The sequence below is a fragment of the Streptomyces sp. NPDC050560 genome (assembly GCF_044457285.1).
Lineage (GTDB): Bacteria > Actinomycetota > Actinomycetes > Streptomycetales > Streptomycetaceae > Streptomyces.
Genome location: NZ_JBITGT010000009.1, coordinates 1 through 25,486 on the forward strand (window position 1 = coordinate 1; position 25,486 = coordinate 25,486).

General features: G+C 72.4%; 21 protein-coding genes and 1 tRNA gene. 11 read left to right on the forward strand and 11 right to left on the reverse strand.

Annotation, left to right across the window (positions count from 1 at the left end; all coding sequences use genetic code 11):
* Positions 1-91: 91 nt before the first annotated feature.
* Positions 92-424, reverse strand: a complete 333-nt coding sequence (locus tag ACIBIW_RS21270) for a hypothetical protein (RefSeq protein ID WP_399338437.1) — start codon at positions 422-424, stop codon at positions 92-94.
* Between the two features lie 41 nt (positions 425-465).
* Entirely contained in the window at positions 466-1,476 is a 1,011-nt protein-coding gene (locus tag ACIBIW_RS21275; protein WP_399338439.1) for a beta-ketoacyl-ACP synthase 3, read from the reverse strand.
* A gap of 185 nt (positions 1,477-1,661) precedes the next feature.
* Here ACIBIW_RS21275 and ACIBIW_RS21280 point away from each other — a divergent pair, with 185 nt between their 5' ends.
* On the forward strand, positions 1,662-1,925 hold the full coding sequence (locus ACIBIW_RS21280) for an acyl carrier protein (RefSeq protein ID WP_399338441.1): 264 nt from the start codon (positions 1,662-1,664) through the stop codon (positions 1,923-1,925).
* On the opposite strand, the gene ACIBIW_RS21285 is transcribed toward ACIBIW_RS21280, so the two are convergent.
* Positions 1,891-3,021, reverse strand: coding sequence for an acyltransferase domain-containing protein (locus ACIBIW_RS21285; RefSeq protein WP_399338443.1), 1,131 nt, complete (start codon positions 3,019-3,021; stop codon positions 1,891-1,893). The genes ACIBIW_RS21280 and ACIBIW_RS21285 overlap by 35 nt on opposite strands.
* Positions 3,022-3,201: 180 nt before the next feature.
* Here ACIBIW_RS21285 and ACIBIW_RS21290 point away from each other — a divergent pair, with 180 nt between their 5' ends.
* The 3 genes from ACIBIW_RS21290 to ACIBIW_RS21300 all read left to right on the forward strand — a co-directional run bounded on the left by ACIBIW_RS21290 (position 3,202) and on the right by ACIBIW_RS21300 (position 7,029).
* Positions 3,202-4,470 carry a beta-ketoacyl-[acyl-carrier-protein] synthase family protein gene (locus ACIBIW_RS21290; RefSeq protein ID WP_399338445.1) on the forward strand — a complete coding sequence of 423 codons (1,269 nt, stop codon included), beginning with the start codon at positions 3,202-3,204 and terminating at the stop codon, positions 4,468-4,470.
* Entirely contained in the window at positions 4,467-5,696 is a 1,230-nt protein-coding gene (locus tag ACIBIW_RS21295) for a ketosynthase chain-length factor (RefSeq protein WP_399338447.1), read from the forward strand. The genes ACIBIW_RS21290 and ACIBIW_RS21295 overlap by 4 nt, the downstream gene beginning before the upstream one ends.
* A 274-nt stretch (positions 5,697-5,970) precedes the next feature.
* Positions 5,971-7,029 carry a hydrolase gene (locus tag ACIBIW_RS21300; protein WP_399338449.1) on the forward strand — a complete coding sequence of 353 codons (1,059 nt, stop codon included), beginning with the start codon at positions 5,971-5,973 and terminating at the stop codon, positions 7,027-7,029.
* A gap of 3 nt (positions 7,030-7,032) precedes the next feature.
* Here ACIBIW_RS21300 and ACIBIW_RS21305 read toward each other — a convergent pair whose 3' ends face one another.
* From ACIBIW_RS21305 to ACIBIW_RS21315, 3 genes are all read right to left on the reverse strand, one after another.
* Positions 7,033-7,752: a siderophore-interacting protein gene (locus ACIBIW_RS21305; RefSeq protein ID WP_399338451.1), complete on the reverse strand. Its 720-nt coding sequence runs from the start codon at positions 7,750-7,752 to the stop codon at positions 7,033-7,035.
* 45 nt (positions 7,753-7,797) lie between these two features.
* Positions 7,798-8,604 (reverse strand): BTAD domain-containing putative transcriptional regulator, encoded by an 807-nt coding sequence (locus ACIBIW_RS21310; RefSeq protein ID WP_399338453.1) that lies wholly within the window; start codon positions 8,602-8,604, stop codon positions 7,798-7,800.
* Between the two features lie 260 nt (positions 8,605-8,864).
* A complete protein-coding gene (locus ACIBIW_RS21315; RefSeq protein ID WP_399338455.1) occupies positions 8,865-9,578 on the reverse strand; it encodes a TetR/AcrR family transcriptional regulator in 714 nt (237 codons plus the stop codon).
* 107 nt (positions 9,579-9,685) lie between these two features.
* Between ACIBIW_RS21315 and ACIBIW_RS21320 the strand changes: the two genes are divergently transcribed.
* The 3 genes from ACIBIW_RS21320 (at position 9,686) to ACIBIW_RS21330 (ending at position 13,308) form a co-directional block, all read left to right on the forward strand.
* Positions 9,686-11,125 carry an MFS transporter gene (locus ACIBIW_RS21320; protein ID WP_399338457.1) on the forward strand — a complete coding sequence of 480 codons (1,440 nt, stop codon included), beginning with the start codon at positions 9,686-9,688 and terminating at the stop codon, positions 11,123-11,125.
* A 110-nt stretch (positions 11,126-11,235) separates the two neighbouring features.
* Positions 11,236-11,934, forward strand: coding sequence for a FadR/GntR family transcriptional regulator (locus tag ACIBIW_RS21325; RefSeq protein WP_399338875.1), 699 nt, complete (start codon positions 11,236-11,238; stop codon positions 11,932-11,934).
* A 105-nt stretch (positions 11,935-12,039) separates the two neighbouring features.
* Positions 12,040-13,308 carry a CynX/NimT family MFS transporter gene (locus ACIBIW_RS21330; protein WP_399338458.1) on the forward strand — a complete coding sequence of 423 codons (1,269 nt, stop codon included), beginning with the start codon at positions 12,040-12,042 and terminating at the stop codon, positions 13,306-13,308.
* Positions 13,309-13,406: 98 nt separating this feature from the next.
* On the opposite strand, the gene ACIBIW_RS21335 is transcribed toward ACIBIW_RS21330, so the two are convergent.
* From ACIBIW_RS21335 to sucC, 4 genes are all read right to left on the reverse strand, one after another.
* Positions 13,407-13,491 (reverse strand) — tRNA-Leu (locus tag ACIBIW_RS21335).
* Positions 13,492-13,618: 127 nt separating this feature from the next.
* Complete coding sequence (locus tag ACIBIW_RS21340) at positions 13,619-15,178, reverse strand: aldehyde dehydrogenase family protein (RefSeq protein WP_399338460.1); 1,560 nt, start codon at positions 15,176-15,178, stop codon at positions 13,619-13,621.
* 145 nt (positions 15,179-15,323) lie between these two features.
* The gene (gene sucD / locus ACIBIW_RS21345; RefSeq protein WP_399338462.1) at positions 15,324-16,211 is read right to left on the reverse strand and encodes a succinate--CoA ligase subunit alpha; all 888 of its coding nucleotides are present in this window, start codon (positions 16,209-16,211) and stop codon (positions 15,324-15,326) included.
* Between the two features lie 12 nt (positions 16,212-16,223).
* Positions 16,224-17,387 carry an ADP-forming succinate--CoA ligase subunit beta gene (gene sucC / locus ACIBIW_RS21350; RefSeq protein ID WP_399338464.1) on the reverse strand — a complete coding sequence of 388 codons (1,164 nt, stop codon included), beginning with the start codon at positions 17,385-17,387 and terminating at the stop codon, positions 16,224-16,226.
* Positions 17,388-17,652: 265 nt separating this feature from the next.
* On the opposite strand from sucC, the gene ACIBIW_RS21355 reads away from it, so the two are divergent.
* The 4 genes from ACIBIW_RS21355 (at position 17,653) to ACIBIW_RS21370 (ending at position 24,261) form a co-directional block, all read left to right on the forward strand.
* Positions 17,653-19,347: a thiamine pyrophosphate-binding protein gene (locus tag ACIBIW_RS21355; protein WP_399338466.1), complete on the forward strand. Its 1,695-nt coding sequence runs from the start codon at positions 17,653-17,655 to the stop codon at positions 19,345-19,347.
* Between the two features lie 12 nt (positions 19,348-19,359).
* Positions 19,360-20,589 (forward strand): formyl-CoA transferase, encoded by a 1,230-nt coding sequence (gene frc / locus ACIBIW_RS21360; RefSeq protein WP_399338468.1) that lies wholly within the window; start codon positions 19,360-19,362, stop codon positions 20,587-20,589.
* 4 nt (positions 20,590-20,593) lie between these two features.
* Positions 20,594-22,729 carry an acetate--CoA ligase family protein gene (locus tag ACIBIW_RS21365; RefSeq protein ID WP_399338470.1) on the forward strand — a complete coding sequence of 712 codons (2,136 nt, stop codon included), beginning with the start codon at positions 20,594-20,596 and terminating at the stop codon, positions 22,727-22,729.
* Between the two features lie 131 nt (positions 22,730-22,860).
* Positions 22,861-24,261 carry an OFA family MFS transporter gene (locus ACIBIW_RS21370; RefSeq protein WP_399338472.1) on the forward strand — a complete coding sequence of 467 codons (1,401 nt, stop codon included), beginning with the start codon at positions 22,861-22,863 and terminating at the stop codon, positions 24,259-24,261.
* A 78-nt stretch (positions 24,262-24,339) separates the two neighbouring features.
* On the opposite strand, the gene ACIBIW_RS21375 is transcribed toward ACIBIW_RS21370, so the two are convergent.
* A complete protein-coding gene (locus ACIBIW_RS21375) occupies positions 24,340-25,434 on the reverse strand; it encodes a sugar phosphate isomerase/epimerase family protein (RefSeq protein WP_399338474.1) in 1,095 nt (364 codons plus the stop codon).
* Between the last annotated feature and the right edge of the window lie 52 nt (positions 25,435-25,486).

Below are 25,486 nucleotides of genomic sequence, written 5' to 3' on the forward strand. Positions count from 1 at the left end.
GTCCTCGTACTGGGCGTACGTGGACGTTCCGACAACGCGGCGAGGTGCCGTAGCTGGCGTCGCACCCCCGCGAAGATCCGAACGACACGACCTAGGGCGCCGGGGTCAGGTCGAGCTGTTCGTGGTTGGCGTAGGCGGCCTCGAAGCCGAGGCGGGCCTTCCAGTCGGTGATGAAGTCGTAGACCGCGGGCAGCTCGCTGAACTTCGCCAGCGCCTCCAGGTCGTCGCAGGCGAACTGCACGATGTACGCCGCCGTCATTCCCCGCGCGCGCTCGTCGGCGGGCAGCAGGATGTGCGGCTTGACGTCGAACGCGGTCATCAGGCCCGTGCTCATGACGACGCGCTGGGCCGCGGCGAGGAACGCGTCGATCTCCTCCTGCCTGGTGCCGTCGGGGAACCGGTAGATCAGCGTGTGGACGACCATGTGTCCTCAACTCCTGGGCGTACGTGGGTAGTCGTGGAAAGTCACTGGGGTGCGGGGAGCAGGACCGTCTGCCCCGCGTAGCTGAGGCCCGAGCCGAAGCCCATGACCAGGGCGGGCCCGCCCCCGGGCAGGGCGCCGGAGCGCACCAGGCGGTCGAGGGCCAGGGGCACGGAGGCGGACGACGTGTTGCCCGACTCGGCGCCGTCGCGTGCGACGACGACGTGTCCCGGCAGCCCGAGGCGGTCGGCGAGCACCTCGACCATCCGCACGTTCGCCTGGTGCGGCACGAACGCGGCCAGGTCGGCGGCCTTCAGACCCGCGCGCTCCAGCGCGAGCCGCGCCGCGGGCACGACCGTCTCGACCGCCCAGCGGAAGACGCGCCTGCCGTCCATCTCCAGGACCGGGCGGCGCACCGCGGGGTCGGCCGCGTACCGGTCCCAGGTGCTGGACATCCGCAGGGCTTCGAGTCCTGAGCCGTCGGAGCCCCGCACCACGGGGCCGATGCCGGGCCGGTCGGAGGGGCCGACGAGCACCGCTCCCGCGCCGTCCCCGAAGAGGAAGGCCAGCCTGCGGTCGGCCATGTCCACCACGTCCGTCATCCGCTCGACGGCGATGACCAGGACATGGCCCGAGGCGCCCGAGGAGACCGTCTCGTCGGCGAGCGCGAGGGCGTGGCAGAAGCCGGAGCAGCCGGCCGACAGGTCGAGGCCGCCGGCCCCGGTGGCGCCGAGGTCGTGCGCGACCTCGGCCGAGAGGGGCGGGGTGTGGGCGAAGTTGGTCATCGTCGACACCACCACGCAGTCCACCGCCCCGGGGGCGAGCCCGGCGTGGTCGAGTGCCGCGCGGGCCGCCGCGACCGCCATGGCGCGCAGCGTCTCGTCGGGCGCGGCGATCCTGCGGTGGCGGATTCCGGTGCGCGACTCGATCCACTCCTCGGTGGAGTCGATCCAGGTGCACACTTCCGCGTTGTCCACCTCGCGGCGCGGTCGGTAGGAGCCCACCCCGAGGACCCGGCTGTGGCGCCGGGCGGGGATGCTGAGCTGGTCGTCCACCGGGTTCCCTTCCTGCTCGCACTGGTCCTGTACCGGTGTCGAGCATGCGTTCCGGCCGCTTGAGGACCGCCCGAGGGCCGCTCGAAGCCGCCGCGAGGCGGCGTCGACCGCGCCTCGACCGGATCTCGACCAGGACCGGCCGACAGTGGGCGGACATGGTCGCCGACAGGCCCGGGAGGCCCGTAATGAACGCGTTCACGCTGCAAGACCTCAAGCGCGTCGTCGACGCGTGCGTCGGTGCCGACGCCGTGCCCGAGTTCGACGAGGAGGCCGCCGCGACCCCGTTCGCCGACCTCGGGCTCGACTCCCTCGCGGTGTACGAGGCGGTGACACGGATTCAGGACGAGTACGGGGTGCAGGTCCCGGACGCCGACCTCGACCTGTTGAAGACGCCCGAGCAGTTGGTCGGGTTCGTCAGCGGCCGGCTCGCCGGTACGTCGGCGCGCTAGCGGCGGTCCCGGCCGGGACCGCGTCGGCGGCGCCGAGGCGCGCGAGCGCGTCGCGCCAGTGCTCCGGGGTCCCGGCCGCGCCCGGCGGCAGCGCCGCGAACACCCCGCTGTGCCCGGAGCGCACCGCGGGGTGCCGGCGCGCCAGTACGGAGAGCTGCTGCCCGGGGCCGACCTCGGCCAGGGTGTGGGCGCCCCCGGCGAGCAGCCCGTCGAGCGCGGGCCAGAACAGCACGGGCCTGGCGAGCTGGTAGGCCCAGAACCCGGGGTCGCGTGCCTCGGTGTCGGTGACCCACCGTCCGGTCCTGGTCGAGCGGATGGGGATGCGCGGCGCCCGCAGCCGCGACGCGGGCAGAGCGCGCAGGGCGCGCAGCGCCGCGGGCACGGCGGCGGGCGCGTGGTAGGGCCGTCCGGCGGGGACCGGGCGGCAGACGAGCCCCGCCGCCACGAGCCGCGCGCCCAGCGCGGAGAGGGCGGGCTCGGGTCCGGCGAGGAGGGTCTGCCGGGGCGCGTTCACGCCGCCGACCACCACACCGTCGTCCCGGCCTGGCGGCCCCAGGTACGGGGCCAGTTCCGCGGGCGCCGCGGCGACGGCGAGCATGCCCCCGTCCGGGAGTGCGGCCAGCGCGTCGGACCGCGCGGCCATGAAGCGGGCGGCGGTCGGCAGGTCGAAGACCCCGGCGAGCGCCGCCGCGGCGAGTTCGCCGACGCTGTGCCCGAGCAGCGCCGCGGGGCGCACCCCGCGCAGGAGCAGGCTGCTGCCGAGCGCGAACTCCACGGCGAACAGCAGCGGTTGGGCCCGCAGCGGGCCGTCGAGCAGGGCGGCGGGGCGGTCCGGCCCCGCGAGCCAGTCCGCGCGCATCGCGGCGCCCTGTGCGGGGCCGAGCAGGGCGAAGAACGCGTCCATGCGGTCGGTGAACACCTCGTCGCGCCCGTACAGCGCCACCGCCATACCGGGGTGCTGCGCACCCTGTCCTGGCAGCAGCAGCGCGAGGGGGCGGTCGGGTCCCGGGCCCTCGGGAGCGGGCGCCACCGGGGGTGACGGCCGCGGTGGGCGCGGGGGCGGGGGCGGTCGGTGTGCGGGGGTGTGGTCCGGCATCGGGGGGCCGCCTCTCCTTCGGTGGGAACGGGCGGCGGCCACCGTCACACACCCCGGCTCGACTCCGGCTCGATCCCCGGTCCTGAACCGCACGATCGATCCTCAAGCGGCCCGCGAGCGCCCCCCTTGCAGGATCGGAACCGTCAGTGACGCCGGATCGCCCAGCTCTGGAGGCTTGCCATGGAACGACGGGCAGTGATCACCGGGATCGGGGTGGTGGCTCCCGGCGGTCCCGGAACCAAGGGCTTCTGGGACCTGCTCACCGCGGGCCGCACCGCCACCCGGCGGATCTCCGCGTTCGACCCCGCGCCGTTCCGCTCGCAGATCGCGGCCGAGTGCGACTTCGACGCGGTTGCCGCGGGCTTCACCCCGCGCGAGATCCGCCGCCTCGACCGCGCGGCGCTGTTCGCGGTGGCGTGCGCCCGGACCTGCGTGCAGGACAGCGGGCTCGCCTTCGCCGACGTGGACCCGGGAAGGGTGGGCACCAGCGTCGGCAGCGCGGTCGGCGCGACCACCAGCCTGGAGCGCGAGTACCTGGTGCTCTCCGACTCGGGGCGCGAGTGGCTGGTGGACCCCGCCTACGCCTCGCCGCATCTGTACGACTACTTCACCCCGGGGTCGATCGCCGCCGAGGTGGCTCGCGACGCAGGCGCGGAGGGACCCGCGACGATCGTGTCCTCCGGCTGCACCTCGGGGCTCGACTCGGTGGGGTACGCCGCGGGGCTCATCGCCGAGGGCAGCGCGGACGTGATGCTCACCGGGGCCACCGACGCCCCCATCTCACCCATCGCGGTGGCCTGCTTCGACGCCATCAAGGCGACGACGCCGCAGAACGACGAGCCGGGCTCCGCGTCGCGGCCCTTCGACCTGACGCGCGCCGGGTTCGTCATCGGCGAGGGCGCCGCCATGTTCGTACTGGAGGAGTACGCGCACGCCAGGGCGCGGGACGCGCACATCTACGCCGAGGTCACCGGCTATGCCACGCGCTGCAACGGCTACCACATGACCGGGCTCAAGGCCGACGGCCGGGAGATGGCGGAGGCCATCACCAGGGCCCTGGACGCCTCCCGGATCGCGCCGACGGCGGTGGACTACGTGAACGCGCACGGCTCGGGGACCCGGCAGAACGACCGGCACGAGACGGCCGCGTTCAAACGCGCGCTGGGGCCGCACGCCCACGCCACGCCCATCAGCTCCATCAAGTCCATGGTGGGGCACTCGCTGGGGGCGATCGGCTCGATAGAGATAGCGGCGTGCGCGCTCGCCATCGAGCACGGTGTCGTACCGCCCACGGCCAATCTGCACGTGCCCGACCCCGAGTGCGACCTGGACTACGTGCCGCTGGTCGCGCGTGAGCAGCGGGTGGACACCGTGCTGACGGTCGGCAGCGGCTTCGGCGGCTTCCAGAGCGCGATGGTGCTGCGCGGCCCCCGGGCGGTGGCGTCGTGAGCGCCGAGGCGCGCGCCGTCGTGACCGGTCTCGGCGCGCTCGCGCCCAACGGCAGCGGCACCGAGGAGTTCTGGAAGGCGACCCTCTCGGGACGCTGCGGCATCACCCCGCTGCACCGCTACGACGCCGCCCGCTACCCGGTGCGGCTCGCGGGCCAGATCCTGGACTTCGACGCCGAGGCGCATGTGCCGGGCCGGCTGCTGCCGCAGACCGACCGGGTGACGCGCCTGGCGCTGCTGGCCGCGGAGCGCGCGCTCGACGACGCGGGCGCGGAGCCCGGCGCCAGGGCCGACTACGACATGGGCGTCATCACCTCCAACACCGCGGGCGGCTTCGAGTTCACCCACCGGGAGGTGCGCAAGCTCTGGACCAAGGGCCCGCGGCACGTCAGCGTCTACGAGTCCTTCGCCTGGTTCTACGCGGTGAACACCGGCCAGATCTCCATCCGGCACGGGATGCGCGGCCCCGGCGGTGTGCTCGTCGGGGAGCAGGCGGCGGGCCTCGACGCCCTCGGGCACGCCAGGCGCACGGTGCGCGGGGGTGTGCCGCTGGTCGTCTCCGGGGGCATGGAGTCGGCGCTCGACCCCTGGGCCTGGCTGAACCACCTCAGCTCGGGGCGCGTCTCCGCGGCGCACGAACCCGAGCGTGCCTACCGGCCCTTCGACGCGGACGCGGACGGCTGTGTGCCGGGCGAGGGCGGCGCGATCCTCGTCGTCGAGGACGAGGCGGCCGCGCGGGCGCGGGGCGCGGGCACCCTCTACGGCCATGTCGCGGGCTACGCCGCCACGTTCGACCCGCCTCCCGGCTCCGCGCGGCCGAGCGGCCTCGGGCGGGCCGCCCGGCTGGCGCTCGACGACGCGGGGGTGGGTCCCGGCGATGTCGACGTGGTGTTCGCGGACGCGGCGGGTGTGCCGGGACTCGACCGGGAGGAGGCGGCGGTGCTGCGCGGGGTGTTCGGCCCCTGCGGTGTGCCGGTGACGGCGCCCAAGAGCCTCATCGGGCGGCTGGCCTCCGGCGGGCCGCCGCTGGACGTCGTCGCCGCGCTGCTCTCGATCCGCGACAGTGTCATCCCGCCGACCGCGCACACCCGCGCGGTGCCGCCCGAGTACGGCCTCGACCTCGTGCTGGACGCGCCGCGCGGCGCCGACGTCCGCACGGCGCTGGTCCTGGCCAGGGGCTTCGGCGGGTTCAATGCGGCGGTCGTGCTGCGAAAGGTCACCCCCTAGGACGACTGCCGCCGCGCCCCGTGGCCGCGGGGCGCACCCCGGTGCGGTGGGCGCGGGCCACCCCCGCGGCCCACCGCACCGGTCCCCCGTGACTGGAACGACAGACAGAGGAACCGAACGGACGGGGTGTGGACAGATGAGCCAGCAGAACCCGGCAGCGTGGAGGGGCCCCGAGGGGCCGGCGCGCCACGAGGACGGAAAGGACCCGGGGGCGCGGGCCCGCGCGGGCGGTCCGGCGAAGCCGGCGACGGCCTCCGCGGATCTCGTGGCCCTGGTGGCCAAGCACGCGCCGGCCGCCGACGGCGACCGGCAGCTCTCGCCGGAGGTGGTGGCGGCGCTGCGGGAGGCCGGGTTCGCGCGGCACTTCGTGCCGGGCCGCAGGTCGGGCGCGGCGGGGCGGTTCGTGCCGCTCGGCAGGGCCCTTGAGCGGGTGGCCGAGGGCTGCCTCAGCGCCGCCTGGTGCGCGATGATCTACGCGACGTCGGGGCGGATGGCGGCGTACCTGCCCGAGGAGGGCCGCGCGGAGCTGTGGGACGACGGGCCCGACACGCTGATCGCGGCGGGGCTCGTCCCGGCCCGCGGCACCCGGGCGGCGCCCGGCGGCTGGCGGCTGACCGGCGAGTGGCGCCCGGTCAGCGGGGTGCGGGGCGCCGAGTGGCTGCTGCTGTGCGCCGTGGCACCGGCGGCGGACGAGAGCCCGAAGCTGCGGTTCTTCGCCGTTCCCGCGGACCGGGCCCGGGTCGTCGACACCTGGGACACGGTCGGCATGCGGGGCACCGGCAGCCACACCGTCGTCCTGGACGACGAGTTCGTGCCGCGGCACAGGACCTTCTCGCACGCGGCGCTGTTCGCGGGGGCCGTCGGCCATGACGAGGCCGACCCGTGCCACGGGGTGCCGATGCTCGGTGCCGCGCCGCCGCTGTTCGCCGCCCCGGCCGTGGGCGCCGCGCGCGGGGCGCTGCGCGAGTGGTCGCGTGGGCGGCGTGGCGGCCCCGACGCGTATGCGCGGACCGCGGAGGCGCTGACGTTCGCCCGCGCCGCGGGGGACACGGACGCCGCGGCGCTGCTGCTCGCGCGCGGGCTCGGGGCGCTGGACCGGGCCCCGGTCGCCGAGCCGGTCGCGGCGCGTACGGCGCGGGACGCGACCCTGGCAGCCGAGGGCGCGGTACGCGTCGTCGACCTGCTCTTCGGGGCGTCGGGCAGCGGGGCCAGGGACACGGCGGCCCCGCTGCAACGGATCTGGCGCGACGTGCACTGCGCGACGACCCACGCCGCCCTGCGCTTCGAACGCACCGGGGCGGCGTGGGCACGGCTCACTGCCGAGTCCGGGTGAACCTCAGTCCATGCCGCGCTTGCCGGGTGTCCAGAACGGCTTGGTGAGGACGGAGCGCCTCGGCCAGCCCCGTTCGCGTACCAGGTGGTCGCGTACGGCCTGTACGGTCAGGGCCTCCCCGGCGACATAGGCGGCGCGGTCGCCTTCGCCGGGGAGGTCGAGGCGGCGTACCGCCTCGACCAGCGAGGTGGAGCGGGCGGCGGAGGCGCCGTCCCGATGGCACCAGGTGACCCCCTCGGGCAGGGGGATCTGGTCGTCGGGGGTGTCGACCTCGACGACGGCGTCGAAGCCGGCCCCCTCCGGCAGTGCGCGCAGCATGGGCCCGAACGGCACGGCCGCGGTCTCGTCGCCGACGAACAGGTGGTGGCCCGCGTCCGGCCGCAGCACGAAGGAGCCCTCCGGCTTGGTCAGCCACACCTCCTGCCCGGCTTTGGCCTCTCTGGCCCACTGCTCCCCCGGGCCGTCGCCGCCGTGGGTGAGGACGCAGAGGTCGAGCGCCTCGCCGTCGTAGGCCCACACCGAGTACGTGCGCAGCAGGCCCTTGCGCCAGGTGAGCGGCGCGAAGAGGTCGTTGACGTGCAGGCGGATGTGCTGGCCCGGGATGTAGTCGAGCCCCTTCAGGGCAGGTCCTGTCAGCCGGATGCGGCGCATCCGTTTCGCCAGTGGCTGTATGAACTCGACTTCACCGCGCTCGAAGATCAGGTTGAGTACACGGCCCTTCACGGCAACACTCCTTGTCTCCCGGTGTCCGCGGCCTGTCCGGCCGCGTCAGTGGCTGACGAGCCGGTAGTCCCCGTTATCCAGTGCGGGGTCGGTGTCGAGGATCATCTGCTGGAGGCGGTGCAGCCACGGCGAGGGCTCCAGGCCGAGTTCGTCGAGGAGCGACGACCGCAGCCGCTGGAAGACCTGGAGCGCGTGGGTCCTGCGGCCGCAACGGTACAGCGCCAGCATGAGCTGTCCGTGCAGTCCCTCGTGGGTGCGGTCGCGTACGGCGAGCGCCGACAGCTCGTCCACGACCGAGTTGTGCCTGCCGAGGGAGAGATCGATCTCCACCCGGCTCTCGACGACTATCCTGCGGCGCTCCTTGAGGCGCAGTATTTCCGTTTCCAGTACGGGTCCCGCCTGGACGTCCACTAATACCTCGCCGTGCCACACGTCCGCCGCGCGCCGCAGCAGCTCCGAGGCGAAAAGGCGATCACCCTTCTCGGCCGTCCGCATTCCCTCGCTGGCCAACCGATCGAATTCCGCCACATCGCACTCGCCGCCCTCGCTGTCCAGGAGGTAGCCGTTGCCGCATGTGGCCAGAACGCGCTTGGCCCTTCCGATGTCGGGTGCGTGGGCCGGCGTCTCCCGCGCGATGCCGCGCCTGAGTTGGAGTACGTATGTCTGGAGCGTGGTGGACGCGCTCTTCGGTGGGGTCGCGCCCCAGAGTTCGTCGGTGATGGTGTGTGAGGTGACGACGCGGTCCGCGTTGAGCGCCAGCAGTGCGAGCAGGGCGCGCGGCTTGGGCGCGGTCGGCACTATCGACAGGCCGTTAATACTGATCTGTAGCGATCCCAGAACCCCGATTTTCAACTAATCCCCCTATTCCCCCTGTGTGTCGAACGCATATTCGCAGGGTCCCCGTCAGACCGCGTGCGTCCGGCGTCTGGCATATTACTAGATCGCTAATGCGATTCAACTTCAACACCTTAAAGAGTAGGTAAATACAAGAGTGGCAAATTTCGATCTTGGCGAAATTGATCGCCCGGTCGGCACGCCGAATCAGAAATCCCTGAATCCCTGAATACTTGAATCCTTGAATTTCCTTTTCCGGGAAACCGGGGCTCCGGCCGTCAGGTGCGCTTCAAGAGACCGTCCGTCAGTACGTCGAGGGCGAAGCCGAACCGCTCCTGTGCCGTCCCCCTGGCCAGGTACCCGGACAGGATCGTCAGGGCGGGGAAGCGGTCGGCGGGCAGGTCGCGCAGGACACCGACGACCCCGGAGGTCCTGCGGCGCTCGGCCTGGGCGTCTTCGAGGGCGCCAGAGGAGCGGCCGCCGCCCGCCTCCTCGTCCGCCTGCCGCTGGCTCACTTCGAGCGCGACCGCGGAGACGTAGAGGCCGAGCAGGTCGCACGCCCAGGCGGCCGCCTGCTTGGGTATGCCGGCCGCGAGCAGCAGGGCGGCGATGTGCTCGTTGAGCGCCAGGGCCGCGGGTCCCGTGGGGATGCGCCCGATGGAGACCTGGGCGATGCCCGGGTACTCGTTCATCGCGTCGAGCGTCGCCCGCAGCAGGGTCTCCAACTGGGCGCGCCACCGCGCCGGGTCGACAGGTTCGAGCGGCACCGTGCCGAGGACGGCGTCGAGGGCCTGGCGGAGCAGTTCGTCACGGTTGCGGACGTAGGCGTACAGCGACGCCGGGCCGGTGTCGAGCTGTGAGGCGACCCCGCGCATGGTCACCGCGTGCAGCCCTTCGGCCTGGAGGAGGTGCAGCGCGGCCCCCACGACGGCGTCCTGGCTCAGCGGAGCCTTGGCGGGGCGGGAGCGAGTGCTACGGGTTTCGGTGGCCATGGGGGGATTGTAGCAGTTGACGCGAACGCCGTTCGTAACAGACTATGTTCGCGAACAATGTTCGTGACGAACTATGTTCCAGGCCGCTCTAGTGGAAGGCGTACTCCATGAAGTCCGAGATCGTGGGCGTGCCGCCCGACGAGGAGGCCGTCCCGGCGCCGTACGCGGCGCGCTGGATGGTCCTCGCCGTGGTGCTCGTCGCCGAGGTGATGGACCTGCTCGACGCGACGGTCACCAGCGTCGCCGCCCCGTCGGTGCGTGCGGACATCGGGGGCGGCGAGACCACGTTGCAGTGGCTGGGCGCCGCCTACACGCTGCCGTTCGCGGTACTGCTGATCACCGCGGGGCGCCTCGGCGACCTCTGGGGCAGGCGGCGGCTGTTCCTGATCGGCGCCGCGGGCTTCACCGTGGCGTCCGTGGCCTGCGCGGCGGCGACCTCGCCGGGGATGCTGCTGACCACCAGGGCCCTCCAGGGCGCCCTCGGGGCGCTGCTGATCCCGCAGGGCTTCGGTCTGCTCAAGGAGGTCTTCCCGGCGAAGGAACTCGGCAAGGCGTTCGGCCTGTTCGGGCCGGTGATGGGCCTGTCCGCGGTCGGCGGGCCGATCATCGGGGGCGCGCTGGTGGACGGCGACCTGTTCGGCACCGGCTGGCGGATGATCTTCCTGATCAACCTGCCGCTCGGCATCCTCGCGATCATCGGCGCGCTGCGCTACATGCCCAAGGGCGCCTGGCTGCCGGGCGTCAAGCTGGACATCGGCGGGATGGTCCTGGTCAGCCTGTCGTCCGTCGCGGTGGTCTACCCGCTCGTGCAGGGGCGCGAACTGGACTGGCCGCTGTGGACGTTCGGGCTGCTGGCGCTCGGCGTGGCTGGCTTCGTCCTCTTCGTCGTCCACCAGCGGCGGCACCGGGGGCAGCCGCTGGTCGAGCCGAGCCTGCTGTCGAACCGCGCCTACCGGGGCGGCATCCTGGTGGCGCTCACCTTCTTCGCCGCCTTCACCGGGCTGCTCCTCGTACTGTCGCTCTTCTTCCAGGCGGGCCTCGGCTTCTCGCCGATGCGCGCGGGGCTGACGCTGGCGCCGCTGGCGCTGGGTGTCGCGGCCACCTCCCCCCTGTCGACCTCGCTCGCGCCCCGCTTCGGGCGGACCGTGATCCAGGCCGGTGTCGCGGCCACCGCGGCGGGGCTCGGCGTGCTCGCCGCCATCGTCTCCGCGGTCGGGGACGACGCGACCAGTTGGAAGCTGGCCCCCGGCATCTTCCTGGTCGGCCTCGGCATGGGCTTCGTCTTCGCCCCGCTGTTCGACGTCATCCTCGCGGGCGTGAGCGACCAGGAGGTGGGTTCCGCGTCCGGGGTGCTCAACGCCGTACAGCAGTTGGCCAACGCGGTCGGGGTGGCCGTCGTCGCCACGTTCTTCTTCTCGTTCACGGACCACGGGTACTCGCCGTCCGAGGCGATGACCCGCACCGCGGTCGCCACGGTCGGCCTGCTGCTGCTGGCCTTCCTGTCCGGCTTCGCACTCCCCCGCACGGCACGGACGGAGGGCCACTGAGACGAGGGGCAGACGCCCCCGGCCGCCTTGCGCGGCCGGGGGCGATCGCGTGCGGTCAAACATGGGATGTTAGGATGACCGCACCGTTGATCGAGGCCGCCGAGGACGCCATGCCGCTGCACAGCACCCCGCGTACGAATCTCGTGGACACCGTGATCGAGCAGATCGAGGAGCTGATCAGGCAGGGCGAGTGGCCGGTCGGCTCGAAGATCCCGGCGGAACCGGTCCTGGTGGAACAGCTCGGGGTGGGACGCAACACCGTCAGGGAGGCGGTGCGCGCCCTCGCCCACACCGGGCTCCTCGGCCCCCGGCCGGGCGACGGCACCTATGTGCTGGCCCGCGACGGCCTGGGGGCCGCCGTCCGGCGCCGGCTGCGCTACAGCGACGCCCTGGAGGCGTACGAGGTCCGCGCCAGCCTGGAGCGCGACGCCGCGCGGTACGCGGCGCTGCGCCGCACGGACGAGGACGTCGCGCGCATCCGCAGGGCGCTGGCCGGGCGGGAGGACGCGTGGGGGCGGGGCGACGACGCGTCCGCGTTCGTGGAGGCCGACCTCGCCTTCCACCGCGCGGTGGCCGCCGCGGCGGGCAACTCGGTGCTGGCCGAGCTGTACGACCAGTTCGGCGACTCCCTGCGGCTGACGCTCCACTCGGTCGTGGGGGCGCCGCTGCCCGAGGCGGTACGCCGCCAGGTGGCCGAGCACACCGCCATCACCGACGCCATCGAACGGGGCGACCCCCGGGCCGCGGAGGAGGCGGCGCTGCACCATCTCGCGGCCGCCGCGGACGCGCTCCGGGGCCTCTCCCACTGACAGAGACCGGCCACCGTGAGGAAACGGTCCTCCCCCGCACACCCCGCGCACGCCCTACGCGTACGCCCCTGAGCACGCCCCCTGAGAGCAAGGACAGATCACACCATGACACCGAAGACGACGGCGGACGGCGCGGCGAGCGCGCGGGCCGTCGGCCTGCCGGGAGCGCGCGGCGCCGGCCCGGGGCGCGCCCTGTGGACGACGGTCGCGGGCATCGTGCTCCTCGCCCTCAACCTGCGCCCTGCGCTCGTCGCGGTCTCGCCGCTGACTCCGGTCATCGGGCGGGACGCGGGCCTCAGTTCCGCCGCCATCAGCCTGCTGACCTCGCTGCCCCTGCTCTGCTTCGGCCTGCTCGCCCCGGTGTCGCCGCGGCTCGGGCGCCGCCTCGGCATGGAGCGCGCGCTGCTGGTCGCCATGGTGCTGGTCGTCGCGGGGACCCTGGTGCGGCTGCTGCCGAACATGGTGGCCCTCTTCGGCGGCACCGTGGTCATCGGCGCGGGCATCGCCATCGGCAACGTACTGCTGCCGGGGCTCATCAAGCGGGACTTCCCGCACCGGGTGGGCCCGATGATGGGCGTGTACTCGATGACGCTGTTCGCGGGGGCGGCGGCCGCGGCGGGATTCACCGTGCCGCTCCAGCACCTCTCCGGCCTCGGCTGGCGGGCGATACTGACCTGCTGGGGGGCGCTCGCCGTGCTGGCGCTCGTCGTCTGGCTGCCGCAGTTGCGCACCCGCCACCGCGTTCCCTCCGGCGCGGCGGCGAGGGCCGCCCACCCGGTCAGGGGCCTGTGGCGGCAGCCCCTCGCCTGGCACGTGGCCGCCTTCATGGGCGTGCAGTCCCTCACCTACTACGCGGCGACGGCGTGGATTCCGACCCTGCTGGAGAACGCGGGCCTCGGCCAGGGCGCCGCCGGATGGATGCTGTCGTTCTCCTCGCTGCTGGGCATCGCGGGCTCCTTCCTGGCCCCGGTGATCGCCGAGCGCCGGATACCGGCGGGGGCGGTCGCGGTCGTCTCCGTCCTGCTGGGCGCGGCCGGGATCACGGGGCTGCTCGCGGCGCCCACCGGCGCCACGTACGTGTGGATGACCCTGCTCGGCTTCGGCCAGGGCGGCGCGATCAGCCTCGCCATGCTCTTCATCGTGCAGCGCGCCCCCGACACCCGGCACGTCGCCCAACTCTCCAGCATGGCGCAGTGCTTCGGCTACATCCTGGCCGCCTGCGGCCCGCTGGCCCTGGGCGCCCTGCACGACGCCACGGGCGACTGGACCACTCCCCTGCTGGCCCTCCTTGTCCTGCTCGCCGCACAGGCCGTGTTCGGCGCCCTGGCCGGCCGCAACCGCCACGTACGGGAGGACGGACCGGCACAGGCGTGAGGCCCGCGGTGCCGGTCGCACACGAGGGAGTCGGCCGCACACACGAGAATGCCGACCGGGACGACTCCCGGTCGGCATTCTCGTGTGCTCTTCTGCTGTGTCCGAGGGGGGACTTGAACCCCCACGCCCGTTAAAGGGCACTAGCACCTCAAGCTAGCGCGTCTGCCATTCCGCCACCCGGACCTGCGGGCCCCGGGGGCGTGCCCCGGGCCGTTGGCTCAACGATACCAAGGTTCCGGGGGCGGTTTCACCCGCGTTTGCCGTCGCCGCGTGCGGTCGGCACGGTGGGGACGCGGGTGGTCACGTGGTGTTACGGCATGAGGTGGTAGTCGGGGAAGTTGCCGGGGAGGCGTTCGTCCTCGGGGCCCTGGGTGACCGCCTTGACCAGCAGGTTGCCACCGACGAACGCGCCGCGCCAGGAGTGGCCGAAGCCGCCGAACAGCTCGTCGCGGTCGCCGCGGGAGCGCGGTACGCCCCGGCCGACCTTGAAGGCGCGGATCTGCGGTGCGAGCCGGTCGTGGAGGGCCGGGTCGTCGGTGGAGAGGGTGGCGACCAGGGCGCCGTTGGAGGCGTTCATGGCGGCGAGCAGTTCCGCCTCCGTGTCGACGAGGACGACGGTGTCGACCGGGCCGAAGGGCTCCGCGTGGTGCAGGGGCGAGGAGGGCGGCGGGTTGAGGAGGGTCACCGGCTGGACGTACGCGGAGGTGTCCTGGCCCGGCAGGAAGCGTCCCGTGGTGTCGGCGGCGCGGTGCAGCGGGACGGCGCCGCGGTCGACGGCCTCGGCCACCTGGTCGGTCAGCTCCTTCGCCTTGGCCGCGTTGATGACGGGGCCGAAGTCGAGTTCGGGGAAAGGGTCGGAGGGGTCGGCCACCGCCAGCGGGTGGCCGACCCTGAGGGTGCGCACCGCGGGCAGGTAGGCGTCGAGGAAGGCGTCGAACAGGCGCCGTTGGACGACGAAGCGCGGATAGGCGGTGCAGCGCTGCTTGCCGTAGTCGAAGAGCTTGGGGACGACGGCGGAGAAGCGGTCCCAGTCGGAGTACTCCCACAGGCCCCAGGTGTTGAGGCCCTCCTGTTCGAGGATGTGCCGCTTGCCGAGGTCGGCGACGGCGGTGGCGACGGCCGCCCCGGTGTCCCGGCCGCCGACGAAGGACACACAGCCGATCTCGGGGGCCCGCACCAACTGCTCGGAGAGGCGGCCGCCGCTGCCGCTGAGCAGGGTGAGCGGCACGCCCTCGCGGGCGGCGAGCGCGCAGGCCAGGGTGAGGCAGGCGGTGCCGCCGTCGGTGGGGGTCTTGGCGATGACGGCGTTGCCCGCGAGCGCCTGTACCAGGGTGGCGTGGACGAGGACGGACATGGGGTAGTTCCAGCTCGCGATGTTGGAGACGGGGCCCGCGAGCGGGGCGCGGCCCTCCAGCATGGTGTCGATGCCGTCGGCGTACCAGCGCACCCCGTCGACGGCGCGGTCCACGTCGGCGGTGGCGAGCCGCCAGGGTTTGCCGATCTCCCAGACGAGCAGCAGCGCGAGCAGGTCGCGGTGGGCCGTGAGGGCGTCGAGGGTGGCGGCGATCCTGGCGCGGCGCTCGCCGAGGGGGACGTGGCGCCAGGCGCGGTGCTGGTCGAGTGCGGCGCGCACGGCGCGTGCGGCGGCCGGGGCGTCGAGGCGGGGCGGTCCCGCGATGGGGCGCTGGTCGACGGGGCTCGTGGCGGGCAGCGGGGTGCCGTCGAGGTGCCAGCCGCCGCCCCAGAGGTTGCCGACGCGGTCGTCGTGGAACGCCTCGGGAGCGGCGTCCCGGCAGCGCCGCCAGGCGTCGCTCCAGGCGGTGCCTGCCTTGAGGGTGAGGGGCGGGGTGGTGCGGGTGGTTGGTGCCATCGGTGTCTCCGCTCACGGTGCACGGTCGGGGCGGGGTCGGATGGGTCGCACGGACGGGTGCCGCGGCACGGGGGCGCGGGTGGTGCGGCGGGCCGTGGGCGGTGCCGGGCCCGCCGCGGGTGGCGCGGACGTACGGGGTGGGTGTTCAGGCGGCGTGGTCGAGGACGAGCCTGGCGGTTTCCGTGGGGGTGGTGCCGACGGCGACACCGGCCGCTTCGAGCGCGGTGCGCTTGGCGGCGGCGGTGCCCGACGAGCCGGAGACGATGGCGCCCGCGTGGCCCATGGTCCTGCCCTCGGGGGCGGTGAACCCGGCGACGTAGCCGACGACGGGCTTGGTGACGTGGTCGGCGATGTAGGCGGCGGCGCGCTCCTCCGCGTCGCCGCCGATCTCCCCGATGAGCACGATGAGTTCGGTGTCCTCGTCGTGCTGGAAGGCTTCGAGGCAGTCGATGTGGGTGGTGCCGACGACGGGGTCGCCGCCGATGCCGACGCAGGTGGAGAAGCCGGTGCCGCGCAGCTCGTACATCAACTGGTAGGTGAGGGTGCCGGACTTGGAGACGAGGCCGATGCGCCCCGGGCCCGCGATGTCGGTGGGGATGATCCCGGCGTTGGACTGTCCCGGGGTGATGAGCCCCGGGCAGTTGGGTCCGATGACGCGGGTGCCGCGTGCCTTCGCGTGGGCCTGGAAGGCGACGGCGTCGTGGACGGGGATGCCCTCGGTGATGACGACGGCGAGTCCGATGCCCGCGTCGGCGGCTTCGAGCACGGCGGCCTTGGCGAAGGCGGGCGGCACGAACACCACGGTGACGTCGGCGCCCGTGGCGTCCATGCCCTCGTGCACGGTGCCGAAGACGGGGATCTCGGCGGGTCCCGCGGGGGTGTCGAAGGCGACGGTGCGGCCCGCCTTGCGGGGGTTGACTCCGCCGACGACGTGGGTGCCTGCGGCGAGCATGCGGCGGGTGTGCTTCATGCCCTCGCCGCCGGTCATGCCCTGGACGAGGACCCGGCTGCGGCCGGTCAGATAGATCGCCATGTGCGGTCTCCTTCAGTGTCCGTGGGCGAGTTGGCCGCCCAGGGGGGCGCCGCCCCGGGCGAGTTGGGCGGCGCGCCGGGCCGCCTCGTCCATCGTGGGGGCCTGTTCGACGAGGGGGTGGGGGTGGGCTTCGAGGAGGGCGCGGCCGCGGGCGGCGTTGTTGCCGTCGAGCCGCACCACGAGGGGTTTGGTGAGGCGCACGGTGGCGAGGGCCCTGACGATGCCGTCGGCGACGGCGTCGCAGGCGGTGATGCCGCCGAAGACGTTGACGAAGACGGACTTCACCCCGGGGTCGGAGAGGATCACCGCGAGCCCGTCGGCCATGACCTCAGCCGAGGCGCCGCCGCCGATGTCGAGGAAGTTGGCGGGGCGGGCGCCGCAGCCGGCGACGACGTCGAGCGTCGACATGACGAGCCCGGCGCCGTTGCCGATGATGCCGACCTCGCCGTCCAACTTGACGTAGTTCAGGCCGCGTTCCGCCGCCAGTGCCTCAAGCGGGTCCTCCTGCGGATCGGCGGTGTCACCCCAGCGGGCCTGCCGGAAGCGGGCGTTGTCGTCGAGGGTGACCTTGCCGTCGAGGGCGACGATGCGGCCCTGGGCGGTGCGTACCAGCGGGTTGACCTCGACGAGGGTGGCGTCCTCGCGTACGAGCACGTCCCAGAGCCTGACGAGGACGTCCACGGTCTGCGGGGGCAGCCCGGCGGCGGCGGCGATCTCGGCGGCCTTCGCGGAGGTGACGCCCTGCGCGGGGTCGACGGGGACCCGGGCGACGGCCTCAGGGCTGGTGGCGGCGATCTCCTCGATCTCCATGCCGCCCTCGGCCGAGGCGATGGCGAGGAAGCGTCCTGCGGCCCGGTCGAGGACGTAGGAGACGTAGAACTCGGCGTCGATGTCGACGGGTTCCGCCACCATCACGGTGCGCACGGTGTGGCCCTTGATGTCCATGCCGAGGATCTGGCGCGCGGTGATCTCGGCGGCGGCGGGGTCGGCGGCGAGCTTGACGCCGCCCGCCTTGCCGCGGCCCCCGGTCTTCACCTGTGCCTTGACGACGACCCGGCCGCCGAGGGCGCGGGCGGCGGCACGCGCCTCCTTGGGGTCGTCGGTGACCCTGGCCCTGGGGACCACGATGCCGTGTTCTTCGAAGAGTTCCCTTGCCTGGTGTTCGTACAGGTCCATCTCGGCTCCTGACTGCCGTGTCGGGCGGGATGGGAATCTTCCGGCCCGGAAAATGCTGCACGCCCCCTGGACACCACCCACCGTGATGCGGGATAACAAGCTTCATACAGTATTCGTCGACTGTATGCAATCTACCGGACGCCGCTCACCCACCCCCACACCGTCCAGCGCGCCCACCCCCACGAGCAGCGACAAGCAGCGCCGAGCAGCGCGGGGGCGCACCCGCCCCCGCACCCAAGGCCGTACGAAGGGACAGGACTTCGCCATGCCCGACGACAGCACCGACACCCCGCAGGAACTCGTCTCCGGCGGGCACCTGGTCGCCAAGGCACTCAAGGCGGAGGGTGTCGAGGTCATCTACACCCTCTGCGGCGGCCACATCATCGACATCTACGACGGATGCGTCGACGAAGGCATCGAGGTCGTCGACGTACGCCACGAGCAGGTCGCCGCGCACGCGGCCGACGGGCACGCCCGCATCACGGGCAAACCGGGCTGCGCGGTCGTCACCGCGGGCCCCGGCACCACCGACGCCGTCACCGGGGTCGCCAACGCCTTCCGCGCCGAGTCGCCGATGCTGCTCATCGGCGGCCAGGGAGCGCACAGCCAGCACAAGATGGGCTCGCTCCAAGACCTGCCGCACGTCGACATGATGACCCCGATCACCAAGTTCGCCGCGAGCGTGCCGGACACCGCGCGCGCCGCCGACATGGTGTCGATGGCCTTCCGCGAGTGCTACCACGGCGCCCCGGGCCCCTCCTTCCTGGAGATCCCCCGCGACGTGCTGGACGCCAAGGTGCCCGTGGACAGGGCCCGGGTGCCGAAGGCCGGCCAGTACCGCGCCTCCACCCGCAGCGCGGGCGACCCCGAGGCGATCGAGAGGCTCGCCGACCTCCTCACCCACGCTGAGAAGCCCGCCATCCTGCTGGGCAGCCAGGTGTGGACCACCCGCGGCACCGACGCCGCCGTCGAACTCGTCCGCACCCTCGACATCCCCGCCTACATGAACGGCGCGGGACGCGGCACCCTGCCGCCCGGCGACCCGCACCACTTCCAGCTCTCCCGCCGCTACGCCTTCTCGAACGCGGACGTCATCGTCATCGTCGGCACCCCCTTCGACTTCCGTATGGGGTACGGCAAGCGGCTCTCGCCCGACGCCACCGTCGTCCAGATCGACCTGGACTACCGCACCGTCGGCAAGAACCGCGACGTCGACCTCGGCATCGTCGGCGACGCGGGCCTGGTGCTGAAGTCCGTCACCGAGGCCGCGTCGGGGCGCCTGGGCGGTGGCGGCGCCCAGCGCAAGGCATGGCTTGAGGAGCTGCGCTCCGCCGAACAGGCCGCGATCGGGAAGCGGTTGCCGAGCCTGCGCTCCGACGCCTCCCCCATCCACCCCTACCGGCTCGTCAGCGAGATCAACGACTTCCTCACCGAGGACTCCCTCTACATCGGCGACGGCGGCGACATCGTCACCTTCTCCGGGCAGGTGGTGCAGCCCAAGTCCCCAGGACACTGGATGGACCCGGGCCCGCTCGGCACCCTCGGCGTCGGCATCCCCTTCGTCCTCGCGGCGAAGCGGGCGCGGCCCGACAAGGAGGTCGTCGCGCTCTTCGGCGACGGCGCGTTCAGCCTCACCGGCTGGGACTTCGAGACGCTGGTCCGCTACGACCTGCCGTTCGTCGGCATCGTCGGCAACAACTCCTCGATGAACCAGATCCGTTACGGCCAGAAGGCCAAGTACGGCGTGGAGCGCGAACGGGTCGGCAACACCCTCGGCGACGTCCACTACGACAAGTTCGCCCAGATGCTGGGCGGTTACGGCGAGGAGGTGCGCGACCCCGCCGACATCGGACCCGCGCTGCGCCGCGCCCGCGAGTCCGGCAAGCCCTCGCTGATCAACGTGTGGGTCGATCCGGACGCGTACGCCCCCGGGACCATGAACCAGACCATGTACAAGTGAGGTGAACCCGCCATGACCAAGGCCCTCGAAGGTGTCCGGGTCCTCGACATGACGCACGTTCAGTCCGGGCCCTCGGCGACCCAACTGCTCGCCTGGCTCGGCGCCGACGTCGTCAAACTCGAAGCGCCGGCCGGCGACATCACCCGCAGGCAGCTCAGGGACCTGCCGGACGTCGACTCGCTGTACTTCACGATGCTCAACTGCAACAAGCGCAGCATCACCCTCAACACCAAGACCGAGCGCGGCAAGGAGCTGCTGACCGAGCTGATCCGCCGCTCCGACGTGCTGGTGGAGAACTTCGGGCCGGGCGCCGTCGACCGGATGGGCTTCACCTGGGACCGCATCAAGGAGATCAACCCACGGCTGGTCTACGCGTCCATCAAGGGCTTCGGCGAAGGACCGTACACGGCCTTCAAGGCGTACGAGGTGGTGGCGCAGGCGATGGGCGGCTCGATGTCCACCACAGGGTTCGAGGACGGGCCGCCGCTCGCCACCGGGGCGCAGATCGGGGACTCCGGGACCGGGGTGCACTGCGTGGCCGGCATCCTCGCCGCGCTCTACCAGCGCGAGCGCACCGGGCGCGGCCAGCGGGTGAACGTCGCCATGCAGCACGCGGTGCTCAACCTGTGCCGGGTCAAGCTGCGCGACCAGCAGCGCCTCACCCACGGACCGCTCGCCGAGTACCCCAACGAGGACTTCGGCTCCGAGGTGCCGCGCTCCGGCAACGCCTCGGGCGGCGGGCAGCCCGGCTGGGCCGTGAAGTGCGCGCCCGGCGGGCCCAACGACTATGTGTACGTCATCGTGCAGCCGGTGGGCTGGAAGCCCCTCACCGAGCTGATCGGCCGCCCGGAGCTGGCCGAGGACCCGGACTGGGCCTCCCCCGAGGTGCGGCTGCCGAAGCTCGGCAAGATGTTCCAGCTCATCGAGGAGTGGTCGGTCACCCTGCCCAAGTGGGAGGTGCTGGGGCTGCTCAACGCCCACAACATCCCCTGCGGCCCGATCCTCTCCACCAAGGAGATCATCGAGGACCCCTCCCTCGCGGCCAACGAGATGGTCGTCGAGGTGCCGCACCCCGAGCGTGGTTCCTTCACCACGGTCGGCTCCCCCCTGAAACTCTCCGACTCCCCCGTGGACGTGCGCAGTTCGCCGCTGCTCGGCGAGCACAACGCCGAGGTGTACGTCGGTGAACTCGGCCTCGGGGACGAGGAACTGGGCCTGCTCAAGTCGAACGGAGTGATCTGACGTGATGGCCGAGGACCGGGCGGCGGCCGTGCGCCGCCTGCTGGACGCCGTACGGGCCGAGGGGCGCACCGCGCTCACCGCCCCCGAGGGCAAGGTGGTCGCGGACGCCTACGGCATCGCCGTGCCCGGCGAGGCGCTGGCGGCGGACGTGGACGCGGCGGTGGCACACGCCGCCCGCTTCGGCGGGCCCGTCGTGCTGAAGATCGTGTCGCCCGACATCCTGCACAAGACCGACGCCGGCGGTGTGGTGGTGGGGGTCGAGGGCGCCGACGCGGTACGGGACGCCTTCCACCGCATCGTCGCCAACGCGCGCGCCTACGACGCCGACGCCCGTATCGAGGGTGTGCAGGTGCAGGAGCTGCTGCCGAAGGGCCAGGAGGTCATCATCGGCGCGGTCACCGACCCCACCTTCGGGAAGGTGGTCGCCTTCGGGCTCGGCGGTGTGCTGGTGGAGGTGCTGAAGGACGTCACCTTCCGGCTCGCCCCGCTCGACACCGACGAAGCGGCCGGGATGCTGGACTCCATCAGGGCAGCGGAGGTCCTGCGCGGGGTGCGCGGCGCCGAGCCGGTGGACCGCGGGGCGCTGGCGGAGCAGATCAGCCGCGTCTCCCGGCTCGTCACCGACTTCCCCGAGATCGCCGAGGTGGACCTCAACCCGGTGATCGCCACCCCCGAGGGGGCGCTCGCCGCCGACATCCGGGTCATCCTCGCCGAGAGCGTCCCAAAGCCGCGCCCCACCTACGGCAGGGAGCAGATACTCGCGTCCATGCGCCGGCTGATGCAGCCGCGCTCGATCGCCGTCATCGGCGCCTCCAACGAGCCGGGCAAGATCGGCAACTCGGTGATGCGCAACCTCGTCGACGGCGGCTTCTCCGGGCAGATCCACCCGGTGAACCCGAAGGCCGACGACATCCTGGGCATCAAGGCGTACCGGAGCGTCGCGGATGTGCCGGGCGAGGTGGACGTGGCGGTGTTCGCGATCCCCGCGAAGTTCGTCGCCCCCGCGCTCGAGGAGGTGGGCCGCAAGGGCATCCCCAACGCGGTGCTGATCCCCTCCGGGTTCGCGGAGACCGGGGAGCACGCGTTGCAGGCGGAGATCGTCGCCATCGGGGAGCGGTACGGGGTGCGGCTGCTCGGTCCTAACATCTACGGCTACTACTCGACCTGGCAGGACCTGTGCGCCACCTTCTGCACGCCCTACGACGTCAAGGGCGGGGTGGCGCTGACCTCGCAGTCCGGCGGCATCGGCATGGCCATCCTCGGCTTCGCCAGGACCACGAGGACGGGTGTGTCGGCGATCGTGGGGCTCGGCAACAAGTCCGACCTGGACGAGGACGACCTGCTGACGTGGTTCGGCGAGGACCCGCACACCGAGTGCATCGCGATGCACCTGGAGGACCTGAAGGACGGCAGGGCGTTCGTGGCGGCGGCGCGGGAGACCGTGCCGAAGAAGCCGGTGGTGGTGCTCAAGGCGGGCCGCACCGCCGCTGGCGCGAGGGCGGCGGGCTCGCACACCGGGGCGCTCGCCGGCGACGACGCCGTCTACGACGACATCCTGCGGCAGGCCGGGGTCATCAGGGCGCCGGGCCTGAACGACATGCTGGAGTACGCGCGTGCGCTGCCGGTGCTCCCCGCCCCGAAGGGCGACAACGTCGTCATCATCACGGGCGCGGGCGGCAGCGGGGTACTGCTGTCGGACGCGGTCACCGACAACGGCCTGTCCCTGATGGAGATCCCGCAGGACCTGGACGAGGCGTTCCGCCGCTTCATCCCCCCGTTCGGGGCCGCGGGCAACCCGGTGGACATCACCGGGGGCGAGCCGCCCGCCACCTACGAGGCCACCATCAGGCTCGGCCTTGAGGACCCGCGCATCCACGCGCTGATCCTCGGTTACTGGCACACCATCGTCACCCCCCCGATGGTGTTCGCCGAGGTCACCGCGCGCGTGGTGGCCGAGTTCAGGGAGCGCGGGATCGAGAAGCCCGTGGTCGCGTCGCTCGCGGGTGACACCGAGGTCGAGGAGGCGTGCGCGTACCTCTTCGCGCGCGGGGTCGTCGCCTACCCGTACACCACGGAGAAGCCGGTGGCGGTGCTCGGTGCCAAGTACCGGTGGGCGCGGGCCGCGGGCGTGCTCACGTAGCGGGGACCCGGGGAGTGCTCCCGGGGCGTGCGGCCGCGGGCCGCGGTCGCACCGTCCGGGGGCACCCCCTGGCGCACGAAGGGTTTGGACAGGGGGCGCTGGCCAGGTTCTTTCGAAGCCAAGGGGATCAGATGACCGTACAGGAGCCAATCGAGTCGCCGTACGGCGGCTATCACGAGGTCACGGACGAGAAGGGCCGTGTCTACCGTTTGGGCGAGAGCGACCGGGCGATCCTCGGCCACTCCCGCAAGATCATGATGTGGCTGCCCTGGGTGGCCATGTTCTCCATCAGTGTCTTCGAGTACGCGTACGGGTCGGCCGAGGACGTGCTCAGCGACGCGCACGGCTGGACGCAGAGCAACACCTTCTGGATTCTGAGCGTCTGGACGTTCTTCCAGGCCGGTGTGTCCTTCCCGACGGGGTGGCTGCGGGAGAAGGGGTACCTCAAACCGCGCGCCGCCATCGCGCTCGGCTCCGGCCTGTCGCTGCTGGGGTTCCTCGCGATATCGCACTTCCACAACGTCTGGATGGCGATACTCGGGTTCGGTGTGCTGGGCGGTGTCGGCTCCGGCTTCGTCTACTCCACCTGCATCAACATGACCGGCAAGTGGTTCCCGGAGAAGCGCGGTTTCACCACCGGGTTCGTCAACGGCGGCTTCGCGTACGGCGCCGTGCCGTTCATCTTCGTGTTCAACTTCGCCTTCGACACCAGCAACTACCGTACGGTGCTCGACCTGGTCGGTGTGTACGTGATGCTGGTGCTCGCGGCGTGCGCCTGGTTCTTCAAGGACCCGCCGAAGAACTGGTGGCCCTCCGAGGTGGACCCGCTGCGCCGCTCGCAGGCCGACGCCAAGACGGCCCGCGCGCTGGCGAAGAACCCGCCCGCGGACCGGCAGTACACCCCGATGGAGGCCATCAGGACCGGTCAACTCCCGCTCATCTGGGTGCTGTTGGTCATCACCGCGGGGGTGTCCATCTTCGGGGTGTCCTTCCAGGTGCCGTTCGCCAAGGACGTCGGCTTCGGACCGCTCGTCGCCGCGAACTCGGCGGGCATCCTGTCCGTCATCAACGGGGTGGGCCGCGCCGTGGTGGGCTGGCTCTCGGACCGCTGGGGCCGCAAGACGTCGCTGATCTTCGTGATCCTGGTGCTGGGGTTCTCGCAGTTCGGCGTGATGTGGGCGGGCAACATCCACAGCGAGTGGCTGTTCCTGGTGTTCGCCTTCTTCTCCGGCTTCGGCGGCGGCGCGTTCTACCCGATGTTCGCCTCGCTGGTGCCCGACTACTTCGGCGAGAACAACAACGCCACCAACTACGGCATCGCCTACAGCGGCAAGGTCGTCAGCGGCCTGTTCGGCAGCGGCCTCGGCTCCATGGTGATCGACGCCTGGGGCTACAACGGGGCCTACACCACCGCGGGCGTGATCTCGCTGGTGGCGGCGGGGCTCGCACTGTTCCTGAGGCATCCGGGGCTGCCACGGAAGAAGCGGCGGATCGAGCCGAATCCACAGCCGATCAGCAGGGAAGTCGTCTGAGCCTCCCGCGCCCCACCCGGGCCGAACGGCTGCCGCCCGCCGCGGACGCGGCGGGCGGCAGCCGGTGCGTGCGGTGTCTCAGCAGTCCCGCTCGCGCAGGGAGTGCAGGTAGTCGGCCGACACCTGGGCGAACTCGAAGGAGTCCGTGGGCTGATCGTGCTCGACCTGCCACTGGTGGCTGCCGCGGCCGCCCCTGGTCTTGTTGACGGCCGAGATGAACGTCTTGTAGTCGATGTCGCCGTCGCCGACGTTGGTCATGTCGTAGCCGTCGCTCGCCTGGTCGTCGTGGACACCGTCCTTGACGTGGAAGAGCGGGTAGCGGTGCGGCTGCTTGAGCACGTAGTCGAGCGGCTCGAAGGGCCGCGGCTTGCCCTCCGGGGTGACGCTGAAGCGGAACTGCCCGGTGTAGGCCCAGTAGATGTCCATCTCCAGGTAGACCAGGTCCGGGTCGGTCTCCGCGAGCAGGACGTCGTACAGGCGCACGTCGGGCTGGTCGGCGGCGAAGCCGAACTCGTCGCCGTGGTTGTGCTGGTAGAACTTCATGCCCCGCTTCCTCGCCGCGGCGCCGTAGGTGTTGAACTCCTCGGCGGCGCGCTTCCAGGCGTCCACGGTGGTGCCGTAGCGGCTGGGGTTGGACGCGGTGCCGATGTGTTCGAGACCGAGCACCTGGGCGTCGTCGAGCACCTGCTCCAGGTTCTGCGCGAAGCTGTAGGCGTCGGGGTTGGAGTCGTCGGCGTAGTTGACGTGGCTGCCTATGCCGTCGAGGCCGTGCTCCCTGGCGAGGCGCGCGAGCTGCGGCAGGGTGATGTCGCCCGTGCCCTGGGTGTAGCCCGCGTACTCGACCTGGTCGTAGCCGAAGCGCTCCAGCTCGTCGAAGACGGTGGCGAAGCCGACGGAGGCGACCTTGTCGCGCAGCGAGTAGAGCTGCACCCCGAGGTGGCCGGGCGTCAGCACGGGGCTCGAATGGCCGTGACCGTGGCCGTGGCCATGGTCATGACCGTGGCCGTGCCCCCTGCCCTGGGCCGCGGCGGGCACGGCGGACAGGCCGAGCGCGGCGGCGGCGCCCGCACCCGCGGCGACGCCCAGCATGCCTCTTCGGCTCAGCCGGTGGGCCAGCTCTGTGTCCTTGGCGTTCTTCAGAGCACGTTTGCCTGACGGGGTGTTGCGGCTCATGCGGTTTCTCCTCGGTTGGGTGGCGTGGGGGGAGGGTTCTGGGGTGGGTGTC